The 24,753-nt window shown below is 42.2% G+C and carries 20 protein-coding genes and 1 other RNA gene; 9 read left to right on the top strand and 12 right to left on the bottom strand.

Annotation, left to right across the window (positions count from 1 at the left end; genetic code table 11):
* Window positions 1-112: 112 nt before the first annotated feature.
* Window positions 113-841: a hypothetical protein gene (locus EPX21_RS14135; protein WP_134090335.1), complete on the top strand. Its 729-nt coding sequence runs from the start codon at window positions 113-115 to the stop codon at window positions 839-841.
* Between the two features lies 1 nt (window position 842).
* On the opposite strand, the gene EPX21_RS14130 is transcribed toward EPX21_RS14135, so the two are convergent.
* Window positions 843-3,008: an FUSC family membrane protein gene (locus tag EPX21_RS14130; RefSeq protein WP_134090334.1), complete on the bottom strand. Its 2,166-nt coding sequence runs from the start codon at window positions 3,006-3,008 to the stop codon at window positions 843-845.
* 407 nt (window positions 3,009-3,415) lie between these two features.
* Here EPX21_RS14130 and EPX21_RS14125 point away from each other — a divergent pair, with 407 nt between their 5' ends.
* The 8 genes from EPX21_RS14125 (at window position 3,416) to lysA (ending at window position 14,813) form a co-directional block, all read left to right on the top strand.
* The gene (locus EPX21_RS14125) at window positions 3,416-5,998 is read left to right on the top strand and encodes a phosphoenolpyruvate carboxylase (RefSeq protein ID WP_134090333.1); all 2,583 of its coding nucleotides are present in this window, start codon (window positions 3,416-3,418) and stop codon (window positions 5,996-5,998) included.
* 102 nt (window positions 5,999-6,100) lie between these two features.
* Window positions 6,101-6,640, top strand: coding sequence for a DUF4142 domain-containing protein (locus EPX21_RS14120; RefSeq protein WP_134090332.1), 540 nt, complete (start codon window positions 6,101-6,103; stop codon window positions 6,638-6,640).
* Between the two features lie 302 nt (window positions 6,641-6,942).
* The gene (locus tag EPX21_RS14115; RefSeq protein WP_134090331.1) at window positions 6,943-7,974 is read left to right on the top strand and encodes a Gfo/Idh/MocA family oxidoreductase; all 1,032 of its coding nucleotides are present in this window, start codon (window positions 6,943-6,945) and stop codon (window positions 7,972-7,974) included.
* 55 nt (window positions 7,975-8,029) lie between these two features.
* A complete protein-coding gene (locus EPX21_RS14110; protein WP_134090330.1) occupies window positions 8,030-8,845 on the top strand; it encodes a hypothetical protein in 816 nt (271 codons plus the stop codon).
* A 90-nt stretch (window positions 8,846-8,935) separates the two neighbouring features.
* A complete protein-coding gene (gene ppk1, locus EPX21_RS14105; RefSeq protein WP_134090329.1) occupies window positions 8,936-11,005 on the top strand; it encodes a polyphosphate kinase 1 in 2,070 nt (689 codons plus the stop codon).
* 4 nt (window positions 11,006-11,009) lie between these two features.
* A complete protein-coding gene (locus EPX21_RS14100) occupies window positions 11,010-11,906 on the top strand; it encodes an ethanolamine ammonia-lyase reactivating factor EutA (protein ID WP_134090328.1) in 897 nt (298 codons plus the stop codon).
* 381 nt (window positions 11,907-12,287) lie between these two features.
* Complete coding sequence (locus tag EPX21_RS14095) at window positions 12,288-13,604, top strand: aspartate kinase (RefSeq protein ID WP_134090327.1); 1,317 nt, start codon at window positions 12,288-12,290, stop codon at window positions 13,602-13,604.
* Window positions 13,605-13,634: 30 nt separating this feature from the next.
* Window positions 13,635-14,813, top strand: a complete 1,179-nt coding sequence (gene lysA / locus EPX21_RS14090) for a diaminopimelate decarboxylase (RefSeq protein WP_134090326.1) — start codon at window positions 13,635-13,637, stop codon at window positions 14,811-14,813.
* A 61-nt stretch (window positions 14,814-14,874) separates the two neighbouring features.
* On the opposite strand, the gene EPX21_RS14085 is transcribed toward lysA, so the two are convergent.
* The 11 genes from EPX21_RS14085 to ffs all read right to left on the bottom strand — a co-directional run bounded on the left by EPX21_RS14085 (window position 14,875) and on the right by ffs (window position 24,727).
* Window positions 14,875-15,282 (bottom strand): hypothetical protein, encoded by a 408-nt coding sequence (locus EPX21_RS14085; RefSeq protein WP_134090325.1) that lies wholly within the window; start codon window positions 15,280-15,282, stop codon window positions 14,875-14,877.
* 4 nt (window positions 15,283-15,286) lie between these two features.
* Window positions 15,287-17,650 carry a type I DNA topoisomerase gene (gene topA / locus EPX21_RS14080; protein WP_134090324.1) on the bottom strand — a complete coding sequence of 788 codons (2,364 nt, stop codon included), beginning with the start codon at window positions 17,648-17,650 and terminating at the stop codon, window positions 15,287-15,289.
* Between the two features lie 258 nt (window positions 17,651-17,908).
* Entirely contained in the window at window positions 17,909-18,997 is a 1,089-nt protein-coding gene (mnmA, locus tag EPX21_RS14075; protein ID WP_134090323.1) for a tRNA 2-thiouridine(34) synthase MnmA, read from the bottom strand.
* An 83-nt stretch (window positions 18,998-19,080) separates the two neighbouring features.
* Window positions 19,081-19,857: an SDR family NAD(P)-dependent oxidoreductase gene (locus EPX21_RS14070; RefSeq protein WP_134090322.1), complete on the bottom strand. Its 777-nt coding sequence runs from the start codon at window positions 19,855-19,857 to the stop codon at window positions 19,081-19,083.
* Between the two features lie 66 nt (window positions 19,858-19,923).
* The gene (purE, locus tag EPX21_RS14065; protein WP_134090321.1) at window positions 19,924-20,433 is read right to left on the bottom strand and encodes a 5-(carboxyamino)imidazole ribonucleotide mutase; all 510 of its coding nucleotides are present in this window, start codon (window positions 20,431-20,433) and stop codon (window positions 19,924-19,926) included.
* Between the two features lie 17 nt (window positions 20,434-20,450).
* Complete coding sequence (locus EPX21_RS14060) at window positions 20,451-21,593, bottom strand: 5-(carboxyamino)imidazole ribonucleotide synthase (RefSeq protein WP_134090320.1); 1,143 nt, start codon at window positions 21,591-21,593, stop codon at window positions 20,451-20,453.
* Window positions 21,594-21,638: 45 nt separating this feature from the next.
* The gene (locus EPX21_RS14055) at window positions 21,639-22,130 is read right to left on the bottom strand and encodes an NADH-quinone oxidoreductase subunit B (RefSeq protein WP_134090319.1); all 492 of its coding nucleotides are present in this window, start codon (window positions 22,128-22,130) and stop codon (window positions 21,639-21,641) included.
* Entirely contained in the window at window positions 22,130-22,717 is a 588-nt protein-coding gene (locus tag EPX21_RS14050; RefSeq protein ID WP_134090318.1) for an NADH-quinone oxidoreductase subunit A, read from the bottom strand. Before EPX21_RS14050 ends, EPX21_RS14055 begins: the two co-directional genes overlap by 1 nt.
* Window positions 22,718-22,769: 52 nt before the next feature.
* Window positions 22,770-23,744 (bottom strand): YpdA family putative bacillithiol disulfide reductase, encoded by a 975-nt coding sequence (locus EPX21_RS14045; protein WP_134090317.1) that lies wholly within the window; start codon window positions 23,742-23,744, stop codon window positions 22,770-22,772.
* Between the two features lie 133 nt (window positions 23,745-23,877).
* Entirely contained in the window at window positions 23,878-24,537 is a 660-nt protein-coding gene (fsa, locus tag EPX21_RS14040; RefSeq protein ID WP_134090316.1) for a fructose-6-phosphate aldolase, read from the bottom strand.
* Window positions 24,538-24,629: 92 nt separating this feature from the next.
* Window positions 24,630-24,727: signal recognition particle sRNA small type (ffs, locus tag EPX21_RS14035), an RNA gene on the bottom strand.
* Window positions 24,728-24,753: the final 26 nt, after the last annotated feature.

Raw genomic sequence — 24,753 nt, 5'->3', positions numbered from 1 at the left:
TTTTTCTTATGCTAAATGTTGATACAACATGTTGGTTGTCAGTTGCTTATTGGCTTGTGTAGGGCGACTGGTGGTGTGCTAATGATACATCGGATAAGAAAACAACGAGGATATGAGCAGAACGATAATGCTTACACTACTGAGCAGCTTAATTTTTCTAGTGCATGTTTCGGCACAACAAGAAACATTTCGATTAACTACCAAAGATAGGCAAAACAGTCAAGTAGATAACTATACAGACACCATCCATAGTGGTAAAGTCTACATTGTGAGCGGGAGCCTAGGGATCGGTGTTCCTTTGGGACAGGCACGCGAAATTCTGACAACGCGACTTGCGGGTAGCTGGGGCATGGATATTTCATTACCTAATAGGCATTATGTACTTTATCCTTCAATCGATTATTGGTCTTTTGGTTACAATCAGCGTGAGTTACATGAAAAATCGTCTTACCTAGTTGAAAATGGACGTGCTTCCTTTTATAATGTGAACTTGGCAATCGGCACGCGTAGACAGTTTCGAAAATTAAATGCTTATTTGACAGCAGGCCCTTCAGTAGGGATGTTTTTTGAACCAAGGGCCACCTTAAGGCCTAATGGAGTTATTAAAAACGATTTTGATAGCAAAATAATGGCTGGAGCCAGAATAAGTGCCGGTGCGGATTATAAGCTAAATAGCTTTTTTGTTTACGTCGATGCGGGCCTATTGCATTCTTTCTCTAAAATACAATCGAGGCCATTAAATGTCCTATCGCTGTATGTCGGACTGAAAACAGATATTACGAGAGTGGCCGATAAGGTTGCAGGTGTCTTGGGCAAAGCTGGTGAAGAAAAAAAGCAATAAATCAGCCAGCATCAACAGTCTCTTTCAGCAAATCCATACGTTCACATATTTTGTTCAAGTCCTGCGTGATTTTACTAACAAACGAAATTTGTTCGGTTATCAATTTCGTTTCTTCATTTTCCCCCGGCACTTCAGGTAAGGCAACTGCTGTTTTAATATCTACTTCATTAAAAGGTTCGTCTTCTTCGTTTGCTTTGAATTGTAGAATAGTTTGCGCAAGCTGTTTAAGGGCTTTCCGCGTTAACCTCACATGTTCGGCTGCCAGTGATTGCTGACGGGCATTAGCAACAACTGCTACCAATGCTACTGAGTAAGAAGAGAGTATATGGTTGTATATTAAGAATTTGTTTAGATCCTTAGCATTCTTTTGTTTGCTTTTAGGTTCTGTGATCATCCGTTGAAAGATTGAAGTCATGTTCGCCATATTCACATATACTTCTTTCCTTACTAACTTATAGTCTGTTTCGCTTACGCTTATGCCGGCGATATATTCCAGCGCTTTAGCCAAGTAGTTATAGTTGGCAATTAAGAGCTTCCGCATACTGGTTTGTACATTGTTGCTTTCCCAGCTCGGAAAGATCACGTAGCTTGAAGCGAAAGCCAACAGGCTACCCGCAACGGTGTCAATCACACGTTCTTGGAGAATTTCAAAAGTGCTTGCGCCGAGAAAACTATACAGCAATAGAAGATAGGGCGTGAGGAACATAACGCCTAAAATATAATTGATACGGATAAAGCTGTAAGCCAAAACCATAAATACCATTAAAAAGGCAAATCGAATCAGTTCCTGATCCACACTTAATAGAATGCCTATACCCGCTAAGCCACCAATAATGGTTCCCGACATACGCTGGTAGTTACGTTGCTTAGTTAAACTCCATCCCGGTTTGAGAATGACTAAAACCGTCATTAAGATCCAGTAACTGTGATTTCCGAATGGAATCGTCTTTGAAATAAGAAAGGCGACGATCATGACGACAACCATTCGCACCGCATGGCGGAAAGTGGAAGAGCTCAAGGTCAAATTGTCTCTGAAGATCTTCGGGTTAAAGGATTGGTGAGAAAGAAATTTATTTAAGTCGGTTTCATTCGTATTAAACGGGGCGGTCCGAGCATCAAAGTATTGATATATATTATTGACTTTGCTGGTCAAGTCGCGGATATTGACCAATATCTTTTTAAGGATCACCGTGTTTTTACCCAGGTTTTCCGCTTTATCGATGGCTGCTTTTATATGCTCCAGGTCGGACTCAAAATCATATATCTTTTTAGGGCGGCGGTTGGCGTTTATATGATAGGCAAGATTGTCCATTTCATTCGCTAAGCGGTTGATGGTTATCCTAAAGGCCCGAAGTGCATCTGTATCCCCGAAGTTATTTCGGATAGCGGTATAATCGTAATGGGTTGCCATGGTCCGTTCAAATATATCAACCATGTCTGTAAATATAATAACCAAAGTCCTCCCCAGCGTGGTGGTGTCTTTCACGATCGCTTTGCTCTTAAAAAGCAATTCCCTAACGGTATCTTGGTGTTGATGAACAATTACCTGTTGATCGATTAGCTTTTGGTAGTTTTTTTCACTGTCTACCTGTATATCGTAAAAATTGGCCTTTAATCTTAGGTATGCAGCCGTGTCCTGCATACACTCCGCTAAAGCTTGCTGCGACAGACGGAATGGTCGAAACTGGGTTAACGTAAGACTTAACAGCATATACCAGGCCCCACCGATTGTCGCGTATAGGGCATGAAGAAAAGAGCTGTCTGAGGTCGTTCTTAAATCATCCATATTCAGGATCATCACTAAAATGGAAGCGGTGCCTAGCGAGGCTGCTCTTGTACCGTAAACAGCGATCATGCTCATAGAGAAACTGAGCAGGGACAAAAGTATGGCGATTGCCAGATCGGAAGAGATGATCGATTTTGTGAGAAAGGAAATCAAAAAGATCATTCCCACCAACACCAGCATCGCATTTCTTCTATCTTGCGTAGGGCCGGGGGTATCCACAATACTGGTGATCACCGCTCCTAAGGAAACCGCTATACCCGTTTTTATATCGCCTAGATAATAAAAGATTACCGCCGGAACGATTGCGCCAAAAGCAATGCGTAAACCGTCAGCAAAATACTGACTATACAAAAACGTCTTAATAGCTTGTGTTTGTTTCACTAGAAAAAATCAGAATATTAAATATGAAAGATTTCCCCAAGTTATGTTGGATTTATTGACGAATATACAAAAATCTAGCCGACTTCTTTCGTATAACAAAATGTCGTTAACAAAAAGCGCAGATTGGATCCAACTGGCGCTGGATTTGCCGTGCTGAAAACGCCTTCTTCGTGCTACTCAATAGACGGATGGCGATACATTTTCAACTCCTTTGCTCCTTATCTACTAATTTTAGGTGATATCTTCGATAGTCATTTAAATTAAAAATGCTATAATAAATGGACGATTGGTTGTTAAATTGTAGTGGTAGATAGATTTTTTTGTATTTATTTGTATTTTGTGCCGTATTGTTAAGAAAACAATAACGTATTCGTTTTAACCATGTATTAATCTTTGAGGGCGTATTTATGAAACTAAGTCAGAAAGAAGCTGTTTATGAAAACGAAGTGTTAACACGCTTTGAGCTTTATAACAGTCTTTTTTTAACATTGCCATTTTATCAAGTCAAACATACCGGAACTTTACTGCCTTTTTTTTCTACCCATATTGAAAAAGGAGTGGTTGATAAAATGGATCCGGAAGAAATAATTGAGAGCTTTTTTGGACAGTATGAACAATATATTCATAAAGCAGATCGCTTCGATTTGCTTTTTAGAATTATCCAATATATCGAAAGGCAAGTCGTATTGTTCGACGCAATAGAAGACGCTGCCTTTTCGAAAACCGGCAGGGGCGACGATGCTGGCTCCCTGGAATCGCTGTTTAAACGGGCTGAGAATAATCCCGTATTGCGCGAGAAGATAGTTAACCGACTGAAAGATTTTTCGCTCAGGCTAGTGCTAACGGCTCACCCGACTCAATTTTACCCCGGCGAAGTGTTGGGTATCATTACCGATCTCACGGTGGCTCTTAAAAACAACGATATCAATGATATCCATTTGTTGTTACAACAATTAGGTAAAACGCCATTTCTGCAAAAAAGTAAGCCAACGCCGGTAGATGAGGCGCGCAGTTTGGCCTGGTTTCTAGAGCATGTGTTTTATCCGGTTGTTTCCGATATCCAATGCATGATTGATAATGACTTTGACGCCAATGGCATTCATGAAGGAGAGGAAAAGCAAATTGTCGAACTGGGATTTTGGCCCGGAGGCGATCGTGACGGAAATCCGAACGTGACGACAGCGAGTACAAAGGAGGTGTCAACTCTACTGAGAACCATATTGTTCAGGTGCTATTACCGAGACTTTAGGGTGATGAAACGGCGGATCACTTTTAAGGGGGTAGAAAAATATATGTCGGCTTTGCAAGACCTTTTCTATGAGAACAGTTTTAATCCGCAAGAAAACCCCGCGAACGTAAAAGATTCAATTATTTTTAATTTAGGAGAAGTAAAAAGGGTGCTTACCGACTACCACGATGGGCTTTTTGTTGACCTCGTGGACGATCTCTTACGCAAAGTGAAAATCTTTGGAACTTATTTTTCGAGTTTGGACATTCGTCAAGATAGCAGCATTCTCCGTAAAACCTATCAGTACCTTTATAAAAATAATCCGGTAGAGACCGGTATCAATGTGGACTTTGAGGACTTGAGTGAAGAAGAGAAGATTAAATCTTTTCGCTTTCAGGAAGCCGACTTAACTGCCGATGTGGAGGACCCATTGATATCGGATATGGTAGACACTATTCGCTATGTTAAAAAGATTCAAGAGTCAGGCGGTCCGAAAGCCTGTAATCGATTCATTATTAGTAATTGTCAGCAAGCTTCCGATATCCTTTGCCTCATGGAGCTATTCCTGTGGAACGGTTGGAAAAAAGAATCGTTGGCTATCGACTTTGTGCCCTTATTTGAAACCGTTGACGACCTGAAGCGAGCGGCGCATGTTATGGAAATCCTCTATAGCCATGAAGCATACCAAGCTCATTTAAAATATCGCGGAAATAAACAGACTATTATGCTCGGTTTTTCCGATAGCACAAAAGACGGCGGATACTTAATGGCTAACTGGTCGATTTACAAAGCAAAAATTGAACTTACTGCCATGGCCCGTAAGTATGATATTGACTTAACGTTTTTCGATGGTCGAGGAGGGCCACCTGCAAGAGGCGGCGGAAAGACCCAACGGTTTTATGCGTCTATGGGGAATGAAATAGCCAACGACCATATTCAATTGACCATACAAGGGCAAACCATCAGCAGTCAGTACGGCTCTTTCGATACCGCTCATTATAATATTGAACAACTTCTCAATGCTGGTATAACGTCTGGAATAAAGACGAAACCCGGTGATACACTTAGTAGCGAAAAGAAAGAGGTGATAGATCGAATGGCAGAGGCAAGTTATAACAAGTTTATGGAGCTGAGACATCACCCCTTATTCTTAAAGTATTTGGAGGAACTCAGCCCACTCAAATTTCTTTCATCATTGAATATCAGCAGTAGGCCGGTGAAGAGAAATTCAAATTCAGAGCTTCGCCTCGAGGATTTGCGGGCGATCAGTTTTGTTACAGCCTGGAGTCAGTTAAAGCAAAGTGTACCGGGCTGTTATGGCGTCGGGACGGCGCTTAAGAATGCGGAAGACTCGGGCCAGTGGGATCAGGTACAAGAACTTTACAACACATCCGGCATGTTCAAAACAATTATCGACAACAGTATTATGTCGATGACGAAATCCAACTTCAACATCACGGCCTATTTGAAAGATGATGAGAAGTTCGGTGCTTTTTGGAATATGCTTCGCGAAGAGTTTGAGCTGACTTCAAATTACTTTTTAAAGTTAACCGGAACACGCGTCCTGATGGAAAGGTCGCCGGTTGAGAGAAAGTCGATCGCTACCAGAGAGAAAATCGTATTACCTTTGGTTATTATTCAACATTACGCAATTAAAAAACTGAATGGTATGAGCACGGACGACCCCAACTACGAGATTTATGGTAAATTGCTTACCCGGACCGTATATGGCATTGTAAATGCGGGACGGAATTTGGTATAAGCATTGATCTTGCCTATGGCGGATTTGCACATAAAATTGATAAAAGGAATTTTTTATCTTAGGTTTGTTGAATAAAACTGTACATATATAAATTGAATTGAAATGAATAAGAAGATCGCTTTATTTGGCTTGTCAGCTTTTGCATGTGTTTTATCCATGAGTTCCTGCACAAGTGTTGGTGAACACAAAACGAGAGCGGAATTATATTACACAAACACGACCGAAGCGGATACAGAAGAATACCAGTTCTACCGGACGGTATACCAGCTAGCAAATGAACAAATCGGATTTGCCAACGTTATTTCGCAAAAGGGGGGGAATGCTAATGTAAAATCCTTGGCGGCAAATTTAAGTGCACAGTATACAGAAGTGATGACTAAGATAGAGGAATTGGCAACAAACGCCGACGTTTTGATTCCTTTCCCTGCAATGCACGCATTCGAGTTACCCGCTGGTTTGGATTCTGCTCAAGCGAACGTGCTGGAAAAGGAGTTCCTCCAACATACCTTGCATAATCAAGAGGCAATTATTCATCAATTTGAAACGGCGAAGTATAACACCAAGGTGCCTGCCAGAAAGTATGCAGAGGAAACGCTCTCGACTCTTGAGAAAACGATGGAAGAGACGAAAGCTTTGCTTTAGGCTTTATCGATAAAAATAAGAACTTGTCGAATTAGCGTTATCCGGTTGTTCGGCCATAATGTGATGAAGCGGAGGATCTATTTGCTAATAGATCTCTTGCTTCATCGCAATACCGCTGCGGCGTATAAACATAGGCTGCTTATCGGTACATTTCTCCGTTTTAGCAGATGGTCGAGTTAGCGGTTATCTCTTGCCCTAACAAACGGACGACTGCTATTAATATTATGAACTTGTCTTTTGTCAAAGAAAACTATTTTTACGCATCAGCGTTTTACCAATAGACAATAAAACTTATAAGTACTATGTCAAAACATCCAGTTGTAACTGGCATACTTTCTTATGGTATGTCCGGAAGAATATTTCATGCCCCTTTTCTTGAAACGAACTCCCGCTTCAAATTCAAAGCGGTTGTTGAGAGAAGTAAGAAAAACGCACAACAGAGATATCCTGATATCATCAGTTATGATACCGTCGATTCGCTATTGGATGACGAAGAGATTGAGTTGGTTATAGTGAATACGCCCAATCAAACCCATTTCGACTATGCTAAAAAGGCTTTGTTAAAGGGGAAGCACGTTTTAATTGAAAAACCCTGTGCCGCCACGAGCCAAGAAGTCCGAGAACTTTTTGACCTGGCTAGAAAACAAGGCAAGCAAGTAATGGTTTTTCAAAACCGACGTTGGGACAGTGACTTCAAACTTGTAAAAAGAGTAGTTGAAAGTGGAACATTGGGCGAAATTATAGAGTTTCATATCCGATTTGATCGCTACCGAAGAGAAAAAAGCCCCAAGGTGTTTAAAGAAATTAACCAGCCGGCGAGTGGGTTGACGTATGACTTAGGTCCACATTTGCTCGATCAGGTTATCTCACTGTTTGGTAAGCCGAAAGACAGCATGAAGCTAACCGGCATTCACCGTGAGCAGTCAGAAGTGGACGACTGTTTCACTTTTATACTAAGCTACGATCGAGGACTTACAGTTTTTGTGCATGCAAGCTTGTTGGTAGCACAGCCTTTGCCTGCTTATGTAATCCATGGTACAAAAGGATCATTCCAGAAAAACCGTGCCGATGTACAAGAACAACAATTGGATGAAGGTATGTGGCCTACTGACGAGAAGTTCGGGTTAGAGGCAGTAGGACAGGAGGGCTTGTTAACACTCATAGACGACAATAATCAAAAGCAGATTTTTTATAAAGAGGCGCTAAAGGGCAATTATAAAGGATTGTTCAATGCTGTTTATGAGCAGATACGGAAAGGCAAACCTTATCCGATTACAGAGGAGCAAATCATATGGCAAATGGAGCTGCTGGAAAAGGAGTCTTGGAATAAGTAAATATTGGTTCTGGTATTTAAATTGCTTAGCTTTATGTAACTTAAATTATAGCGCTATGGCAAAGAAAACCAATAAGAAACAAAAAAAAGAAGAAAAGGAAAAAGTAACCAAGTCGCTAACCAAACGTTTTACGGCATTGTTGAGTGAACTCGGACATGAAACAAAAGATTTAGCCAAGGATATAAAAAAGATAAGCAAAAAAGTGGCAGAGAAGCTTTCTGACAAAATCGATGCTTCGAAAGACCAGGCCAAGAAAAAAGGAGAGGGCTCCAAAAAGAAGGTTAAGGCGGTTGATGAAAAGGCTGAAAAAAAGAAGAAGAAGGGATTAAAGCAATCAGACGAACCGGCGAAAACAGCAAGTAAAGCGATTTCAGCCACAAAAGAATCTTCCGATAAAGAAAAAAGCAGCAAATCGGATGTGTCGAATATCAGTGGGAAGGCGCAATCTGTAGCTTCTGCAACAGTGCCCATACCCGAGCTTACACAAACTAAACCAACCGGCTCAACGGCAAACCGTCCGGCTAAAAAGTCAACTGCCCGGAAAACCCCTTCTACGGCAGCTACTGTAAAGAAGGCGGGCCGGCAACGAAACGTAAATGCAGCGAATGCGGGCGCTGGAGAGGACATAAAGAAAGCAACGGTAGCCTCTGCTGCTACGAAGGCAGCGAAGCAGCCCGATAAGGTGGTAACGCCCGATGAAATTGCCAGTCATGCCAAGCACGAAGTTGAGTCGAAACCGATTGTTAAGGAGAACAAAAAGTTAGCGACGGCAGCAAATGAACCGACGGCAGGTAAGAAAGAGGATGGAGAAGTGGCGCCTGAAGTTAACAACAGCAAGTCGAGTAAACAATCGGACAAATCCGGAGGTTGATCATCTTTAATTTATAAAAGGTAATGTTTATTTAACGTGAACTTAACATTTTTATGCAAAATTTGCTGTCTATAAACGGTATTCTATTAAATGTCTGCATCTTTTAAGAGTAAAGCTCCTTTAATAAATAGAGAGATTAGCTGGTTGTATTTTAATGAGCGCGTATTACAGGAAGCGGCGGATAAATCAGTGCCTTTATTAGAACGTCTTCGCTTTCTTTCTATTTTTTCCTCGAATCTCGACGAATTTTATCGCGTAAGGGTAGCGACGTTGAACCGCTTGGCCAATGTTAATACAAAAGCGAAAGAATTACTGGGCTTTAATCCGCGGAAGGTACTAAACGAAATTAAGAATATTGTTGTTAAGCAGGAAAAGCGGTTTGAATACTTATACGAGCATGAAATAATTAAAGAACTAGCCGACGAAAAAATTTTCATTATTAATGATAAACAGTTAAACGTTAACCGAGGAGCATTTGTTAGAAAGTACTTTCAAGAGAAGGTGCTTCCAAACTTGGTCCCTATTATGCTGGACATAGACGATAATAAGCCTTTTCCCGAGTTAAAGGACCGCCGAATTTATTTTCTTATCAAGTTAACGTATCGTAAAAAAGTAAGATACGCACTATTAGAAGTCCCTACTAAAAGTGTGAATCGTTTTCTGGTATTGCCTCACAGTAATCAGCTGAAATTTATTATTCTGCTGGACGATATTATACGGTATTGCTTGGATGAACTGTTTTTTATCTTTAAATACGACACCATTGAAGCGTTTACCATTCAGTTGACACGCGATGCCGAGCTGGACATAGATCCGAATGTGAGTGAAAAGTTTATAGAAGCGTTAAGTAAGAGCCTTCAGCGAAGATCGAAGGGCAAACCTATGCGCTTGCTTTACGACAGCGAAATCCCGCTGGATATGCTGAATTTCCTGGTTTCCCGGATGAATTTAAGTAATGGCCTATTGATTCCCGGTAACCGTTATCACAACTTTAAAGATTTCATAGCTTTCCCTAATGTAGGAGGATCTTCGCTCGAATATGAGGCGCTTTTGCCGCTCGAAGTGAAAGAGTTAGATTTGACTGACAGCATCTTCAGCCAAATAGCCAAGAGGGATTATCTAATCAGTTTACCCTATCAGTCTTTCGACTACATTATCCATTTTTTGCGCGAGGCCGCAATTGATCCCAAAGTGGTTGAAATCAATATAACCTTGTATCGGTTGGCAGAGAACTCAAAAATTATCAATGCGTTGATTAACGCGGCGAAAAATGGGAAAAGAGTAAACTGCCTGATCGAGTTAAAGGCGAGATTTGACGAAGAGGCCAACATTTTTTGGAGCAATAAACTGGAAGAAGGAGGGGTGAAGGTACATTATGGACTATTGGCCTATAAAGTGCACTCTAAAATCTGTTTAATCACCCGAAGAGAGAAAGGTCGACTTGCTTACTACGCGAATCTGGCTACAGGTAATTACAACGAGAAAAGTGCAAAAGCCTATTGCGACCATAGCATATTTACGGTGCACAAAGGCATAACAGCAGATCTGAAGCGGCTTTTCAAAGGCTTGGAGAGAAAATCATTTTATAAAGGCTATTCACATATAATTACCTCTCCGCTGGAAATGCGGAATACAGTCAATCAATTGATTGATAGAGAAATTGAGCTGGCGAAAGCGGGTAAGGATGCCTATATGATTTTGAAGATGAACAGCCTCTCCGACGAGGGGATGATTTTAAAGCTATATGAGGCAAGCAACGCTGGCGTTAAGATACAACTGATCGTGCGTGGGATGTGTTGTCTGGTTCCGCAGCAGCCGGGATATAGCGAGAATATTACCGTTATCAGTATCGTCGACAGGTTTTTGGAGCATGCGCGACTCTGGATATTCGGAAACGATGGAAACGAAAAAGTTTATTTGTCGTCGGCCGATTGGATGACCCGCAATATTGACAGGCGATTGGAAGTTAGCTTTCCAATCGTAGATCCCTTGTTAATTAAAGAGCTTAGGGACATTATAGACATTCAGCTACGTGATAACACAAAAGCTAGAGTGATTAATGCAACGAACGATAATCGATACGTAAAGAAAAAGAAAAACGAATCGTCTTATCGAGCCCAGTTAGATACATACAATTATTTGAAACAAAAGAATAAATAGATATATGAGATATGGAGCTATTGATATTGGTTCGAATGCTATCAGACTGCTGATCGCTGATATAATCGAAAACGGAGACGTGATTTCTTTCAAGAAAAACACACTCATTCGTGTGCCCTTGCGTTTAGGAGATGATGCCTTTATTGATAAGCACATCTCTAAGAGGAAGTCTGTGGATCTAATAAAAACGATGTCGGCATTCAAATCATTGATGGATGTTTATAAAGTAAGTACGCATATGGCTTGTGCAACATCGGCGATGCGCGAAGCTTCCAACGGTGCAGAACTTGTTAAGGAGATCAAGAAAGTAGGGATCGATTTAGAAATTATCGATGGCGTAAAAGAAGCCAATATTATTTATAATAGTCATATAGAACAGCAGCTGGAAAGAAGGAAAAGCTATTTGTATATCGATGTGGGCGGTGGCAGTACAGAACTATCGGTATTCAGTAACGGCTCCCATATAGCCTCCCGATCATTTAACATCGGAACGATCCGGATCTTGGATAATCAAGACAGCGAAGAGACCTGGCTTGATATGAAGGAATGGATAAAAGAATATACCAAGGACTTTAAGGGAATTGTGGGTATCGGAACGGGCGGAAACATTAACAAGTTACACCGCTTGGCCGATGAAAAGGGAACGAAACCGCTTTCTTTTAATAAACTCAAATCGCTGTATGAGTATTTGAATTCGTTTTCGCTGAAAGAGCGTATCAGTGTACTCGGCTTAAACAACGATCGGGCCGATGTGATTATCCCTGCCTGCGAAATCTTTTTGAACGTGATGAAATGGGGAAGCGTTAAGAATATTGTCGTACCCAGAGTGGGCCTCGTCGATGGAATTATTCAAACGTTGATCGACCAACACGCGAATAAGCCCGATAAGAGCGCCGACTAAAGCGCCACCTGGTAAAAAAAATTAAATGGATTGCGTGATGTAATGATTTTTTTTAAGTGTATGTAAAAATATCTTAGAAAGATAATAAAATTAGTAACTTTGGCGCCCGTATAAATGGATTTTTTATACGGGCTTTTTGTTGCTATTTTTGCACTTATGGCGAATAGTCTTTTTGGATAAAAACGTGGTCTGTCGTTGTATAGACCATCACAGAGTAAATTACAAATACACAATGAAACCTGCATAGGTGCAACTAGGAAAGGAATACGGCACTTAGCAAAGCGATTTTGTGAATGCAGCTAGGACGCTCGAAGTGAATAATAATAGCTTATGCTTGCCCGTAGGCAAGGTTTCATCACCATTAAAAACAAGTTGATTCGAATGAAAGTCTTAAAATTCGGTGGGACATCGGTTGGCAGTCCACAGCGCATGAAAAAATTGCTGGATATTATACAACCCGGTGAAGAGAAACAGATCGTTGTTTTATCGGCGGTGGCTGGTACAACCAATGCATTAGTTGAAATATCACAAGCTTTTGTTGCAGGCGATAAGCGAAAGGCTGAAGCATTAATCAGTGGCTTGCGTTTAACGTATGAGCAATTTATTGAAGAGCTGTTTGCGACACAAGAAGGGAAAGATAATGGACGGGAACTGATTGATTATCACTTTAATTTCATACAGTCTTTTGCACAAGATCTCTTTACTCCCATTGAAGAAAAGATAATTTTGGCGCAGGGAGAACTGCTATCAACCACACTTTACCATTTTTACCTCACCGAAATCGGGGTGCGGTCGAAGCTATTACCTGCTTTAGACTTTATGAAAATAGACGAAGATAATGAACCGATTATCGATTTCATTGGCGAGCATCTGTCGAGTTTACTGGCAGCCGCTGCCGATCATCAATTGTTTATTACACAGGGCTATATCTGCCGAAATGCATTTGGCGAGATTGATAACCTCAGAAGAGGTGGTAGCGACTATACTGCATCATTGATAGGCGCTGCTATACGGGCAGAAGAGGTGCAGATCTGGACAGATATTGACGGAATGCACAACAACGATCCGCGTATTGTAAAAGGAACGAAACCTATTGCTCATTTAACCTTCGACGAGGCAGCCGAATTGGCCTATTTTGGTGCGAAGATCTTACACCCTCAGAGTGTATTCCCTGCGCAACGATATAACATTCCGGTACGATTGCTCAACACGATGGAGCCGGGCGCAGCAGGCACACTCATTAGTAAGGAAGGTGCTGCCAGCGGTGAAGTACGGTCTATTGCAGCCAAAGACGGTATCACAGCTATACGGATTCATTCCTCGCGCATGCTTTTGGCCTTTGGTTTCTTAAGAAAGGTCTTCGAGGTTTTCGAGCGTTATAAAACACCCATCGACATGATCACCACCTCGGAAGTGGCCGTGTCGCTCACCATTGATGATACACGTTTTCTAAGTGATATTGAACGCGAGTTGAAAGATTTCGGTTCGGTCGAGATCGACATTAACCAAACCATTGTTTGTGTTGTCGGTGATTTCAGTTTGAACACCCACGGTTATGCTTCCCGCGTATTGGATGCGGTTAAACACATTCCGGTACGGATGATTTCTTACGGTGGAAGCAACTTCAATATATCGTTATTAGTTAATGCTGCGGATAAGGTTGAGGTGCTCCGTTCGTTACATAACCGTTTATTTTAACAAAAATGGCGATTTACGCTTTAAAAATACATGTTTAACAAAGATATTGTAACTGCTTTTGAGCAGAAGGAAACTCCTTTTTTCTATTATGATTTGGCGTTGCTTCAGGCAACACTGGATCGTGCGCTTACCGAAGCTAATAAGTATGGTTTTCATATACATTATGCACTGAAAGCAAACTTTAATGAGCGCGTGTTACGGGTTATTCAAGAGTCGGGCATCGGCGCTGACTGTGTAAGCGGCAATGAGGTACTGAAAGCCGTTGAAGTTGGCTTTGCTCCAGAAAAAATCGTCTTTGCCGGAGTGGGTAAGGCGGATAAGGAAATCCTTGCCGCCCTTGATCATAATATATTCGCTTTCAACGTCGAGTCGGTACAGGAACTACACGTAATTGGCGATTTAGCAAAAAGGGCAGGTAAAGTAGCTAAAATAGCACTTAGGATTAACCCCAACGTCGATGCACAGACGCATAAGTACATTACAACGGGATTAGACGAAAATAAGTTTGGAATTAAAACATGGGAATTAAGCGATTGCTTGGATACTATTAAAAGCTTTGATTCTCTTGAATTGATAGGCTTGCATTTCCACGTCGGTTCACAAGTGGTCGATCTAAATGTGTTCAAAAGCCTTTGCGTAAAGGTCAACGAATTTAACAACTGGTTCGACGAGCGTGGATACCGTTTGAAGGTACTTAACGTAGGAGGAGGTTTAGGGGTGAACTATACCGATCCAGATGGCGAGCCGATAGTAGACTTTAAACGTTATTTTGAAATTTTCGATCAGTTCTTGGAGAGAAAAGGGCATCAGGAGGTTCATTTTGAACTCGGAAGAGCCTTGGTGTCGCAGTGTGGCTCCTTAATTAGCCGGGTGCTGTATGTCAAAAACGGCATTAAAAAGAACTTTATAATTCTTGATGCTGGCATGACGGAGCTAATGCGTCCAGCTTTATACCAAGCTTATCATAAAATAGAGCGACTGTCTAGCGAACAACACAATGAGGGCGGGGTAGGGATGCTGACTCATTATGACGTCGTTGGCCCTATTTGCGAAAGCACCGATTGTTTCGGGAAGGAAGTGGAACTCCCCGAGTCCAAAAGAGGAGATTTAATTGCCATTCGTACGGCAGGGGCTTACGGAGAAGTAATGGCCTCAAGATACAATCTCCGAAATGAAATCCGATACGTTTATAACGATGAGATTGCATAATGCAGCTTCACCCGCAATATAAAAAGGTAAAGGCCGATGGATTCCGTCGGCCTTTACCTTTTTATATGCCTATTAAAATACCTGGCTTGTTGATAACCGGGATGCGGATAAGATTCGAGTCGACAATACTTTCCGGTAAGAAGATAAACTTCTTATCGTAGATTGTTCGGCCTATATAATAGCTAAGCAAATACTCATTTGTCAAACCGAAAACCTGTTCGTCAATTGCTTCCACCAGGGCAAACTCGCTCGCGTCAACATCACCGATAAAATGGCGTAAAACAGAGGTCTTAACCTCTCGCTCATCCTTGATGCCATAGCCCTTACTACTGATTAGCACGTTTTTTATCGGTTCTTCCTTTTGATTGATTAAATAGACATTCCAATGCCGGCTGGTGGGCGACTCGCTTTCCAACACAACGGCTATATAAACGTCTTCTACGATATTAGGAGGAAGATCCTTTTTCATGAGGTTATTTTTTCTTTGCCGTTTTGCCTTTTCCTTTTGCTGGTGCTTTCTTTTTGGGACTCACAGCCGATTTATCGTTTTCTGCTAATACCAAAATATCCGCGTAAGTAATTTTGTCCACCTCTTTATCTTTTGGAATTTTAATGTTCTGCTTTCCAAAACGGATAAAAGGTCCCCACCGCCCTTGCTCAATCCGCGCTTCCGGATTCTCATCGAAAGTTTTGATGATCTTCTCGATATCTTTCTTGCGCTTCAGTTCAATAATTTCGATTGCCTGTTGTTCGTTCACGTCCATCGGATCTAAGCCCTTTGGCAACGAGTAAAACGCGTTATTATGACGGATATAAGGGCCGAACCGACCAATGGCCACGGTCATCTCTTTATCTTCGTAAGTTCCGACCTTTTTCGGCAACTTAAAGAGTTCAAGCGCTTCGTCCAAGGTAATCGTTTCAATCATCTGCCCCGTTCGAAGGCTGGCGAAAACTGGTTTTTCGTCATCATCTGCCGAGCCGATTTGCACTAAAGGGCCAAAACGGCCTAGTCTAACACTTACGGGTTTGCCTGTTTGCGGGTCGACGCCCAGTACGCGCTCACTGCTGGCCCGGTCGGCATTTTCAATGGTATTCGTGACCTCTTTATGAAACGGACCGTAGAAGCTGCGCAGCATGTCGGTCCATTCTTTTAAACCATTGGCTATCTCGTCAAACTCTTTTTCAACCGTTGCTGTAAAATTGAAGTCGACGATGTCTTTGAAGTGTGCCACCAGAAAGTCATTAACCAAAATGCCAATATCCGTAGGGAAAAGCTTGGATTTTTCCGCGCCGGTAATCTCTGTCTTCTTCGTACTGCTTATTTCGTTTCCTGCTAAGGTAAGCACATGATAGTCACGCGGTTTTCCTTCCCGGTCTTCTTTAACGACATAGCCTCTATTCTGAATCGTTGATATGGTAGGGGCATAAGTTGATGGCCTACCAATTCCTAATTCTTCCAGCTTCTTTACCAGACTAGCTTCCGTATAGCGGGCAGGAGGTCTGCTAAAACGCTCGGTTGCTACCATTTCTTTTAGACCAAGCAGCTGGTCTTTCTTTAGGGGAGGCAACAGCGCATTATCTCCTGACTCTTCCAAATTAACTTCATTGTCTTCATCAGTCGACTCGAAGTAAACTTTTAAGAAGCCGTCAAATTTCATTACCTCGCCGTTAGCTGTAAACTCTTCGCTGCGCGTCGAGATATCAATTTTTGCAGTCGTCCTCTCGAATTCAGCTTCGCTCATTTGAGAGGCGATGGCTCGCTTCCATATCAGTTCATAAAGACGTTTTTCGGAATGGTCGCCATCGATCGTGTGTTGATCAAAATAGGTAGGGCGAATGGCCTCGTGAGCTTCTTGAGCACCGGCCGATTTGGTTTTATATTGTCTTCTTTTATGATATTTGTCGCCATACGCTGTGCGGATTTCCTGTTCGGCTGCCTGCTGCGCTGTGTCACTTAAATTGACGGAGTCCGTACGCATATAGGTGATTTTTCCCGACTCGTATAGACGCTGTGCTACCGTCATGGTTCGGGCTACCGAAAAGCCTAACTTTCTGCTTGCTTCCTGTTGCAAGGTAGAGGTAGTGAAAGGCGCCGCCGGATTCCGTTTGCTTGGCTTGGTCTCCAAGCTTTTAATGCGGTAGGTTGCTTGGACGCAATCATTAAGAAATTTTTCGGCTTCTTCTATAGAAGCGAATCGCTTTGACAGTTCTGCCTTGAACAATTCTTTCTTATTCTCTTCCGTATAGAATATGGCTACTACGCGGAAGGCAGCCTCTGGCTCAAACTTATTTATTTCCCGTTCGCGGTCAACCAACAGGCGTACGGCTACGGACTGCACCCGGCCAGCAGAAAGAGAGGGTTTGACTTTTTTCCACAGCACCGGCGATAGCTCAAAACCGACCAGCCGATCCAGTACCCGCCTTGCTTGCTGCGCATTTACTAAATTAAAATCAATCTTCCGCGGCTGCTCAATGGCTTTTAAAATCGCGGGCTTTGTGATTTCGTGAAAAACGATCCGTTTTGTTTTATCGTCCTTTAGATTTAAGGTTTCGTATAAGTGCCACGAAATTGCCTCTCCCTCGCGGTCTTCATCGGATGCTAACCAAACTGTTTCTGCAGTTTTAGCTAGTTTCTTCAATTCGCTGACAACGGCCTTTTTATCGGTCGGAACTTCATATTTCTGTTCGAAATTATTTGCAGTATCAATAGCATCATCCGTTTTAACTAAATCCCGGATATGTCCATAACTTGACTTAACTAAAAAATCTTTTCCTAAATATCCTTCTATGGTTTTCGCTTTTGCCGGTGATTCTACAATTAATAAGTTCTTTGCCATTCAGTATCTTGATTTTTGCAAATAAAGGGATTTATTCATGTTTTAGCAAACTGCCTTTGCCTTTTTGATAAAAAAGCCGAAGTATAAAAGCTTCGACTTTCGATTTTATCGCTCAAACATAGATAAAATTGTTCGTTATTTGTATAATAGTTGTCTGATTTTATCTGTCCCTTTGGTGTTCGCTGAGGTAATTTAGTAGATCAAATCCAACATCAGAAATAAAGTTTGCGAAAATTTCTTAATTAAATAAAATTAAAATTACATTAAAAAACCGCCGCCGAGTAGATCATTGCCCTCATAAAAAACGGCTGATTGGCCGGGTGCAATGCCTTTAACGTAATGCTGAAAATCTACTTTCATGTTTCCGTTTTCTTCAACAATCTGACTAAGGGCACCTGCATCTTTATAGCGTATCTTCGTCACCGCTTCCATCGGTTTTTCGATGTGCTCATATTTAATCAGATTAATATTCCGCACATAGGCTGTGTTTTTCTCCAGTTCTTCTTCGGATCCCAACATAACCGTATTGCTTTCCGGAAGTATCTGAATCACAAAAACGGGCCGACCAAGTGCAATACCTAATCCTTTTCTTTGACCGATTGTATAATAGGGATATCCGGCGTGTTTACCAACCACCGTACCGTCAGATAAAATAAAGTTACCGGCTCCTATGCGCTCGTCAATATCTTCTACCCGGTGACGTAAAAAAGCGCGGTAATCGTTATCCGGAACGAAACAGATTTCATAGCTCTCCGATTTGTTTGCTAACTCAACTTGGCCCATTTCAAGGGCCATCTGTCGAATTTCCGCTTTTGTAAAACTGCCGAGAGGGAATTTTGTTCGGGCGAGATTTTTCTGTGAAACGCCCCATAGGACGTAAGACTGATCTTTATGTTCATCTTTGCCCTTTGAAATAACATATCGACCGTTATTTTGCAGGCGGATGTTTGCATAATGGCCTGTAGCAATAAATTCGCAGTCCAACTTGTCTGCTCTCTTTAATAAAGCTTCCCATTTGATGTGTGTATTACAAAGGACACAAGGATTTGGCGTCCTTCCGGCAAGGTATTCATCTACGAAGTTGTTAATGACAAAGTCGCCAAATTCATCCCGGATATCGAGAATATAATGAGGGAAGCCATAGCCAACGGCTAAAGCACGCGCATCGTTAATGCTGTCTAAACTACAGCACCCTGTTTCTTTAGAACTGCCTCCCGCTGATGCATAGTCCCAGGTTTTCATGGTCAGCCCAATTACTTCATAACCCTGCTCATGAAGCATCACTGCGGCCACTGAACTGTCCACCCCTCCACTCATAGCTACTAAAATACGTCCGTGCTTGCTCATATCTAAAAAAATAAAGCGCAAAGATAAGCCTAAATTTTTGTAAAGCGAGCTGTTTGGTAGTCAGTTAAATGTAATATAGCCTATTACGCACCTTGTCCCAGATTAATACTTAGCGCACCATCTATTGTAAAGGTTGTTCCGGTGACATAATCACTATCGCTTGAGGCGAGGTATACGGCCAAAGGCCCTATTTCTTCAGGTTTACCGGCTCGTTTCGACGGAATATGTTGTTCTTTCTCTTCGCGTATCTTTTGGCTATCCATTGCTTCTTGATTCATCGGAGTCAAGATCATTCCGGGTGCAATATTATTGACACATACACCTTCCGGAGCTAATTCTAAGGCCAAACTTCGGCTGAAATTTTTGACGCCGCCCTTTGACGCATTATAATCTGCATTGCCAGCGGTACACACATCTTCGTGTATAGAGCTAACAATGATGATTTTAGCGCCTTTTAATTCACCATTTCGTAGTTTTAAAAACTCCCTACAGCAATAAAATGCGCCGTATAGGTTGGTCTTGATACATTTGTCGAACGTGTCTGTATCCATTTCCATTACCGGAATATTACTGCCGTTTACCCCAGCGTTGCTGACTAGGATATCGATTTTGCCAAATTCCTTGGCCACTTGGCCGAAAACCGTTTGGACACTCGTCTCGTCGCTTACATCCAGTTGGTAGGTCGAAACCCGAACCTGCTGCTGCTTTAGGTTTCGCTCTACCTCTTCTGCACTTTCTTTGTCCGAATGGTAAGTGATGATTACGTGAGCGCCTTCTGCGGCAAACGCTTCTACGATTGCCCTGCCAATGCCCGAATCGGAACCGGTTACTAAGGCAACTTTATCTTTCAGTTTCTCCATAGAACTATAAATGAAATGAGTTTTACTTTCTAAAGGAACAACAGAAAGGCAAAATTGTTGGGCGGGTCAGAAGCTCATATTTTCTACTTCGTTTGCCGTTTCTTCTATCTTTTTCTTCAAATCTTGTTTGAAGTTGATCAGATTCTGCGCCAGCTGCTGGTCGGCAGTGGCTAAAATTTGCGCTGCCAAAAGTCCGGCGTTTTTTGCTGCATTTAAAGCAACGGTGGCCACCGGAATGCCGTTCGGCATTTGAAGTATGGACAGAATGGAGTCCCATCCGTCGATCGAATTCGATGATTTAACCGGTACGCCGATTACCGGTAAATGGGTGATAGAAGCCACCATGCCGGGTAAATGAGCTGCCCCGCCCGCGCCGGCAATAATTACTTTTAGCCCGCGTGATGCGGCGGATTCTGCGTAGTTAAACATGCGTTCCGGCGTTCTGTGGGCAGATACTATGGAAACTTCTACTTGAACGCCTAGCTCTTTTAACACTTTAATCGCGTCCTCCATTACGGGAAGGTCTGATTTGCTCCCCATAATAATTCCTACTAAGGGAAATTGACTTGTCTGCATACTGGAATGTTTATGTGTTAGGCCTTTACTTTAATGGTTGCTTGTACCTTCCTTGCTAAATTAACCGCTTTTTCGCGATCTTCATTTACGATGGTGACATGTCCCATTTTACGATAAGGCTTGGTGAATTTCTTGCCGTAAAGGTGTACATAGACGCCTTCTTCCGCTAATACCTCTTCCAGCCCGTCGTAAATTGCCAAGCCTTCATAGTCGGCTTCACCAAGTAAATTGATCATAACAGCATTGCTTCTGGCAGAAGTATTACCTAAAGGCAAGTTGAAGATGGCACGCAAATGTTGCGCAAACTGTGAAGTGAAGTTCCCTTCAATGGTATGATGTCCGCTATTATGCGGTCGGGGCGCAAGTTCATTTACTAGAATGTTTCCATCTTGGGTCAAAAACATTTCGACAGCAAGCAAACCGACGATTTGAAGGTCTTCGGCAATTTTTATAGCTAACTGTTCGGCTCTTTCTTGTACTTCAAAAGGCAGCACGGAAGGTGAAATCAAAAACTCTACTAAGTTGACTTCTTCATTGAATTCCATTTCAACCATTGGGAAAGTTGAAATTTCGCCTCTATCGTTTCTGGCAACGATCACAGCGATTTCCTTTTCAAAGGCTATCCATTGCTCTACCAAGCTGGGTGCTTCGAATGCCTTCGCAAAATCAGCTTGGTCGACAATCTTATGTACCCCTTTTCCGTCGTATCCGTCTTTTCTCAACTTTTGTACGTAGGGAAAGGACATGGTTAGGTCTTTCAACGCCTCTTTCGAAGAAATTAATTGAAAGGGGGCTGTTGGAATATCATTTTGCTTAAAGAATTGTTTTTGAAGTCCTTTGTCCTGAATCAAGCGAATGACGCGTGCTTGCGGGAAAACCGTCACGCCTTCTTCTTCCAACTTTTCCAGCGCATCTACATTTACTTTTTCAATTTCGATCGTTAGCATATCAACCTGCTTCCCGAACTTGTACACCGTATCAAAGTCGGTAAGTGAGCCCGTTTCGAAGCGATCACATAGTTTTTTACATGGGGCATCCTGGTCTGGATCCAACACTGAAATGCTTATGTTCAGATTAATTGCTTCTTGGATGAGCATGCGACCAAGTTGTCCGCCACCAAGGATACCCAAGCGTAAGTCGCCATAAAAGTCTTTTTCCATATATAAATTCAGTTAAGGAGTAGCTTAACTAATGATTGTATTTTTTTAAGTGTTTATTTTTTCGTTAATAATACCTTCCGACCCAATTTTCTTTTGAAGCTCTAAAAAAGCGCCAATAAGAGCTTCAGGCCGGGGAGGGCAGCCTTGCACGTATACATCAACAGGAATTATCTTGTCTACTCCTTTAACAACATGATAACCGTATTGCCAGTAGGGCCCGCCGCAATTTGAACAGGATCCCATGGATATTACGTATTTTGGTTCTGGCATCTGTTCGTACAAAAGGCGTATTCTATCGGCCATTTTAAAGGTTACTGTACCTGCAATAATAATCACGTCCGCCTGTCTGGGAGAGGCCCTGGGGAAAACCCCGTGTCTATCTAAATCATAAGTCGCTGCCATGGCGCCCATCATTTCTATGGCACAGCAGGCAATGCCAAAGCTTACCGGCCACATAGAAGACAGACGCGCCCAGTTAAGAAGGTCGTCTAACTTCGCTACTACAATACCACTATCTGCTTGTGCACTTGTGCTCATTATAAATCTTTCTTTACAAATTTGGGTTTAAATGCTGGTCTGCCAGCTACGTTTGGCTTAGCCCGCTGCTTGCTTTCGCCCTGTGTGTTATTTCGTTCGAAGGGTTTAACTGTATAGTGCGCGTTGTTTATATCTTCATACACTTCCACAGGAACAGTGCTTGTTAAAGCAGGTCGGATGGGATTCGGTTTTATCCATTCCAGATCGCCTTTTTTCCAAACGTAAAACAGACCAACCACCAAAATACCTATGAAGATAAACATCTCGGCCAAGGTATACCATCCCCATCTTTCGTCGGCATTGATCAAAGCAGTCGAGCCAAAAACGGTCGTCCACGGAAAAATAAATACCATTTCCACATCAAACAGCAGAAATACCAGCGCAACTACGTAAAAACGTGCATTGAACTGGATCCAGGAACTTCCTTGCGCAACTTCCCCACACTCGTATGTGCTCAATTTTGCCGCCGTCGGTTTACGCGGCGATAACAGCTTTCCCAGTAGTAACGTGAAGATAACCAAAAGGGTGCCAACTAGTAAATAAACAAATACTTTTCCAAATTCCGTGATCTGAGAACCGTCTTCCATAGGATCAAAAATAGTAAAAAAATCGCTCAAAAAGATGTTGAAATTCTTTTCATTATTTCAAGTTGATGCCTTTCACGATATGGTTTATTATCTGTTCAGCGTGGATTCTCGAGTTTTCAATAAACCAGAGATGGGTGTTCATCCCTCCACAAACCACGCCGGCAAGGTATAAACGAGGAATATTGGTTTCCATGGTCCGTTCGTCGTGCTCAGGAATCATTAATTCGTCTGGCGAAAGATTGATGCCCAGCTTTTTTAGAAAATCGAAATTCGGGTGATAGCCTGTTAATGCCAAAACAAAGTCGTTTTCAATGGTGATAGGTCCCTCTGGCGTAACAATATGCACACGGTCTTCTTCAATAGCAGCCAAACAGCTATTGAAATAGGCCTTGATCGAGCCCTCGGCTATTCGATTATCGATATCGGGGCGCACCCAGTACTTTACACGATGGCTGATTTCGTTTCTTCTGATGACCATGGTCACCTTAGCGCCTTTTCTATAGGTTTCCAATGCGGCGTCTACCGATGAATTACTACAGCCCACCACTACGACATGTTGATTGGCATAATAGTGCGGATCGTTATAGTAATGCTTCACCTTTGGAAGATTTTCGCCCGGGATTTGCATTAAATTAGGCCGGTCGTAAAAACCAGTAGCCAGAATTACATTTTTCGCCAAATAGACGTTCTTAGTCGTCTGCACCGTAAACAGGTCTTGTTCTTTCACTACATTGGTTACTTCTTCAAACAAGCGGATGGGCAGTGAGAATTTTTGCTGAACCCTTCTATAGTATTCCAAGGCCTCCAATCTCTTCGGTTTGGGATTGGTAGAGACGAATGGCACCCCGCCAATCTCCAACTTTTCAGAAGTTGAAAAGAATGTCATGTGCTGGGGATAATTATATAAGGAATTGACCAAGCATCCTTTCTCTATTATCAGGTAACTAAGAGCCGCTTTTTCAGCTTCAATTCCACAAGCCAAACCAATAGGTCCACCGCCTACAATGACAATGTCGAATGTATCCATATCAAAAAACTTAAAAAGTTCCTTACCAGAACGATCGGTCGACCGATCGTTCCGGTAAGGAACTGTAACTACGTGTCAATAACCGTAGTATAATGAGATTAACAGCGTTGTAGAAGACCGACTTACGGATGTCTTATTTACCTGCCGCTTTAGCGTGATCTGCTAAAAACTGCGCCAGGCCGCTATCTGTAAGAGGGTGCTTCAGTAACGTTAATATCGCCGAAAGCGGACCTGTCATGACGTCTGCTCCGATTTTAGCGCACTCTATAATATGCATGGCATGCCGTACGGAGGCAGCTAAAATTTGTGTTTCGTAGCCATAGTTGTCGTAGATTAAACGGATATCCTCGATCAGACTTAAACCGTCGGTAGAAATATCGTCTAGTCGACCAATGAATGGAGAAACGTAGGTAGCACCCGCTTTTGCGGCCAACAAGGCCTGGCCTGCAGAGAAAACAAGCGTACAGTTCGTTTTGATACCTTCGCTGCTGAAGTATTTGATGGCCTTTACGCCCTCTTTGATCATTGGAACTTTAACGACGATCTTATCATCTAGCTTTGCCAGCTCCAAGCCTTCTTTAATAATGTTTTCGTAGTCCGTACTGATAACTTCTGCGCTCACGTCACCGTCCACAATAGCGCAAATAGCCTTGTAGTGATTGATTACATTTTTTTCTCCGCTAATGCCTTCTTTGGCCATTAAGCTGGGATTGGTCGTAACGCCGTCTAAAACCCCTAAATCTTGTGCTTCTTTTATTTGCTGAAGATTTGCGGTATCTATAAAAAATTTCATAAGATATTTTTGTTAAAACTTGGTTTTGATTGCAACAAAAGTAACCAATATTTGCAACTGTAGTGACAGGTGCGTGTAAAAAGGAAATAAAAAAAGGGCAAGCCCCTTTTATCGCACCGCTCAACCTTTTACCCTTGCTGTGTTCCCACCCTGGGGGAGTTCAAGGGAGCTGGTCGTAAAAGACTTACCCACCGCAAAAATAGGAAAAAAACTTAA

Source organism: Olivibacter sp. XZL3 (genome assembly GCF_004368405.1).
GTDB lineage: Bacteria > Bacteroidota > Bacteroidia > Sphingobacteriales > Sphingobacteriaceae > Olivibacter.
The sequence above is the reverse complement of the archived record's forward strand: the minus strand, read 5'-3'. Positions and strand labels throughout refer to the sequence as shown.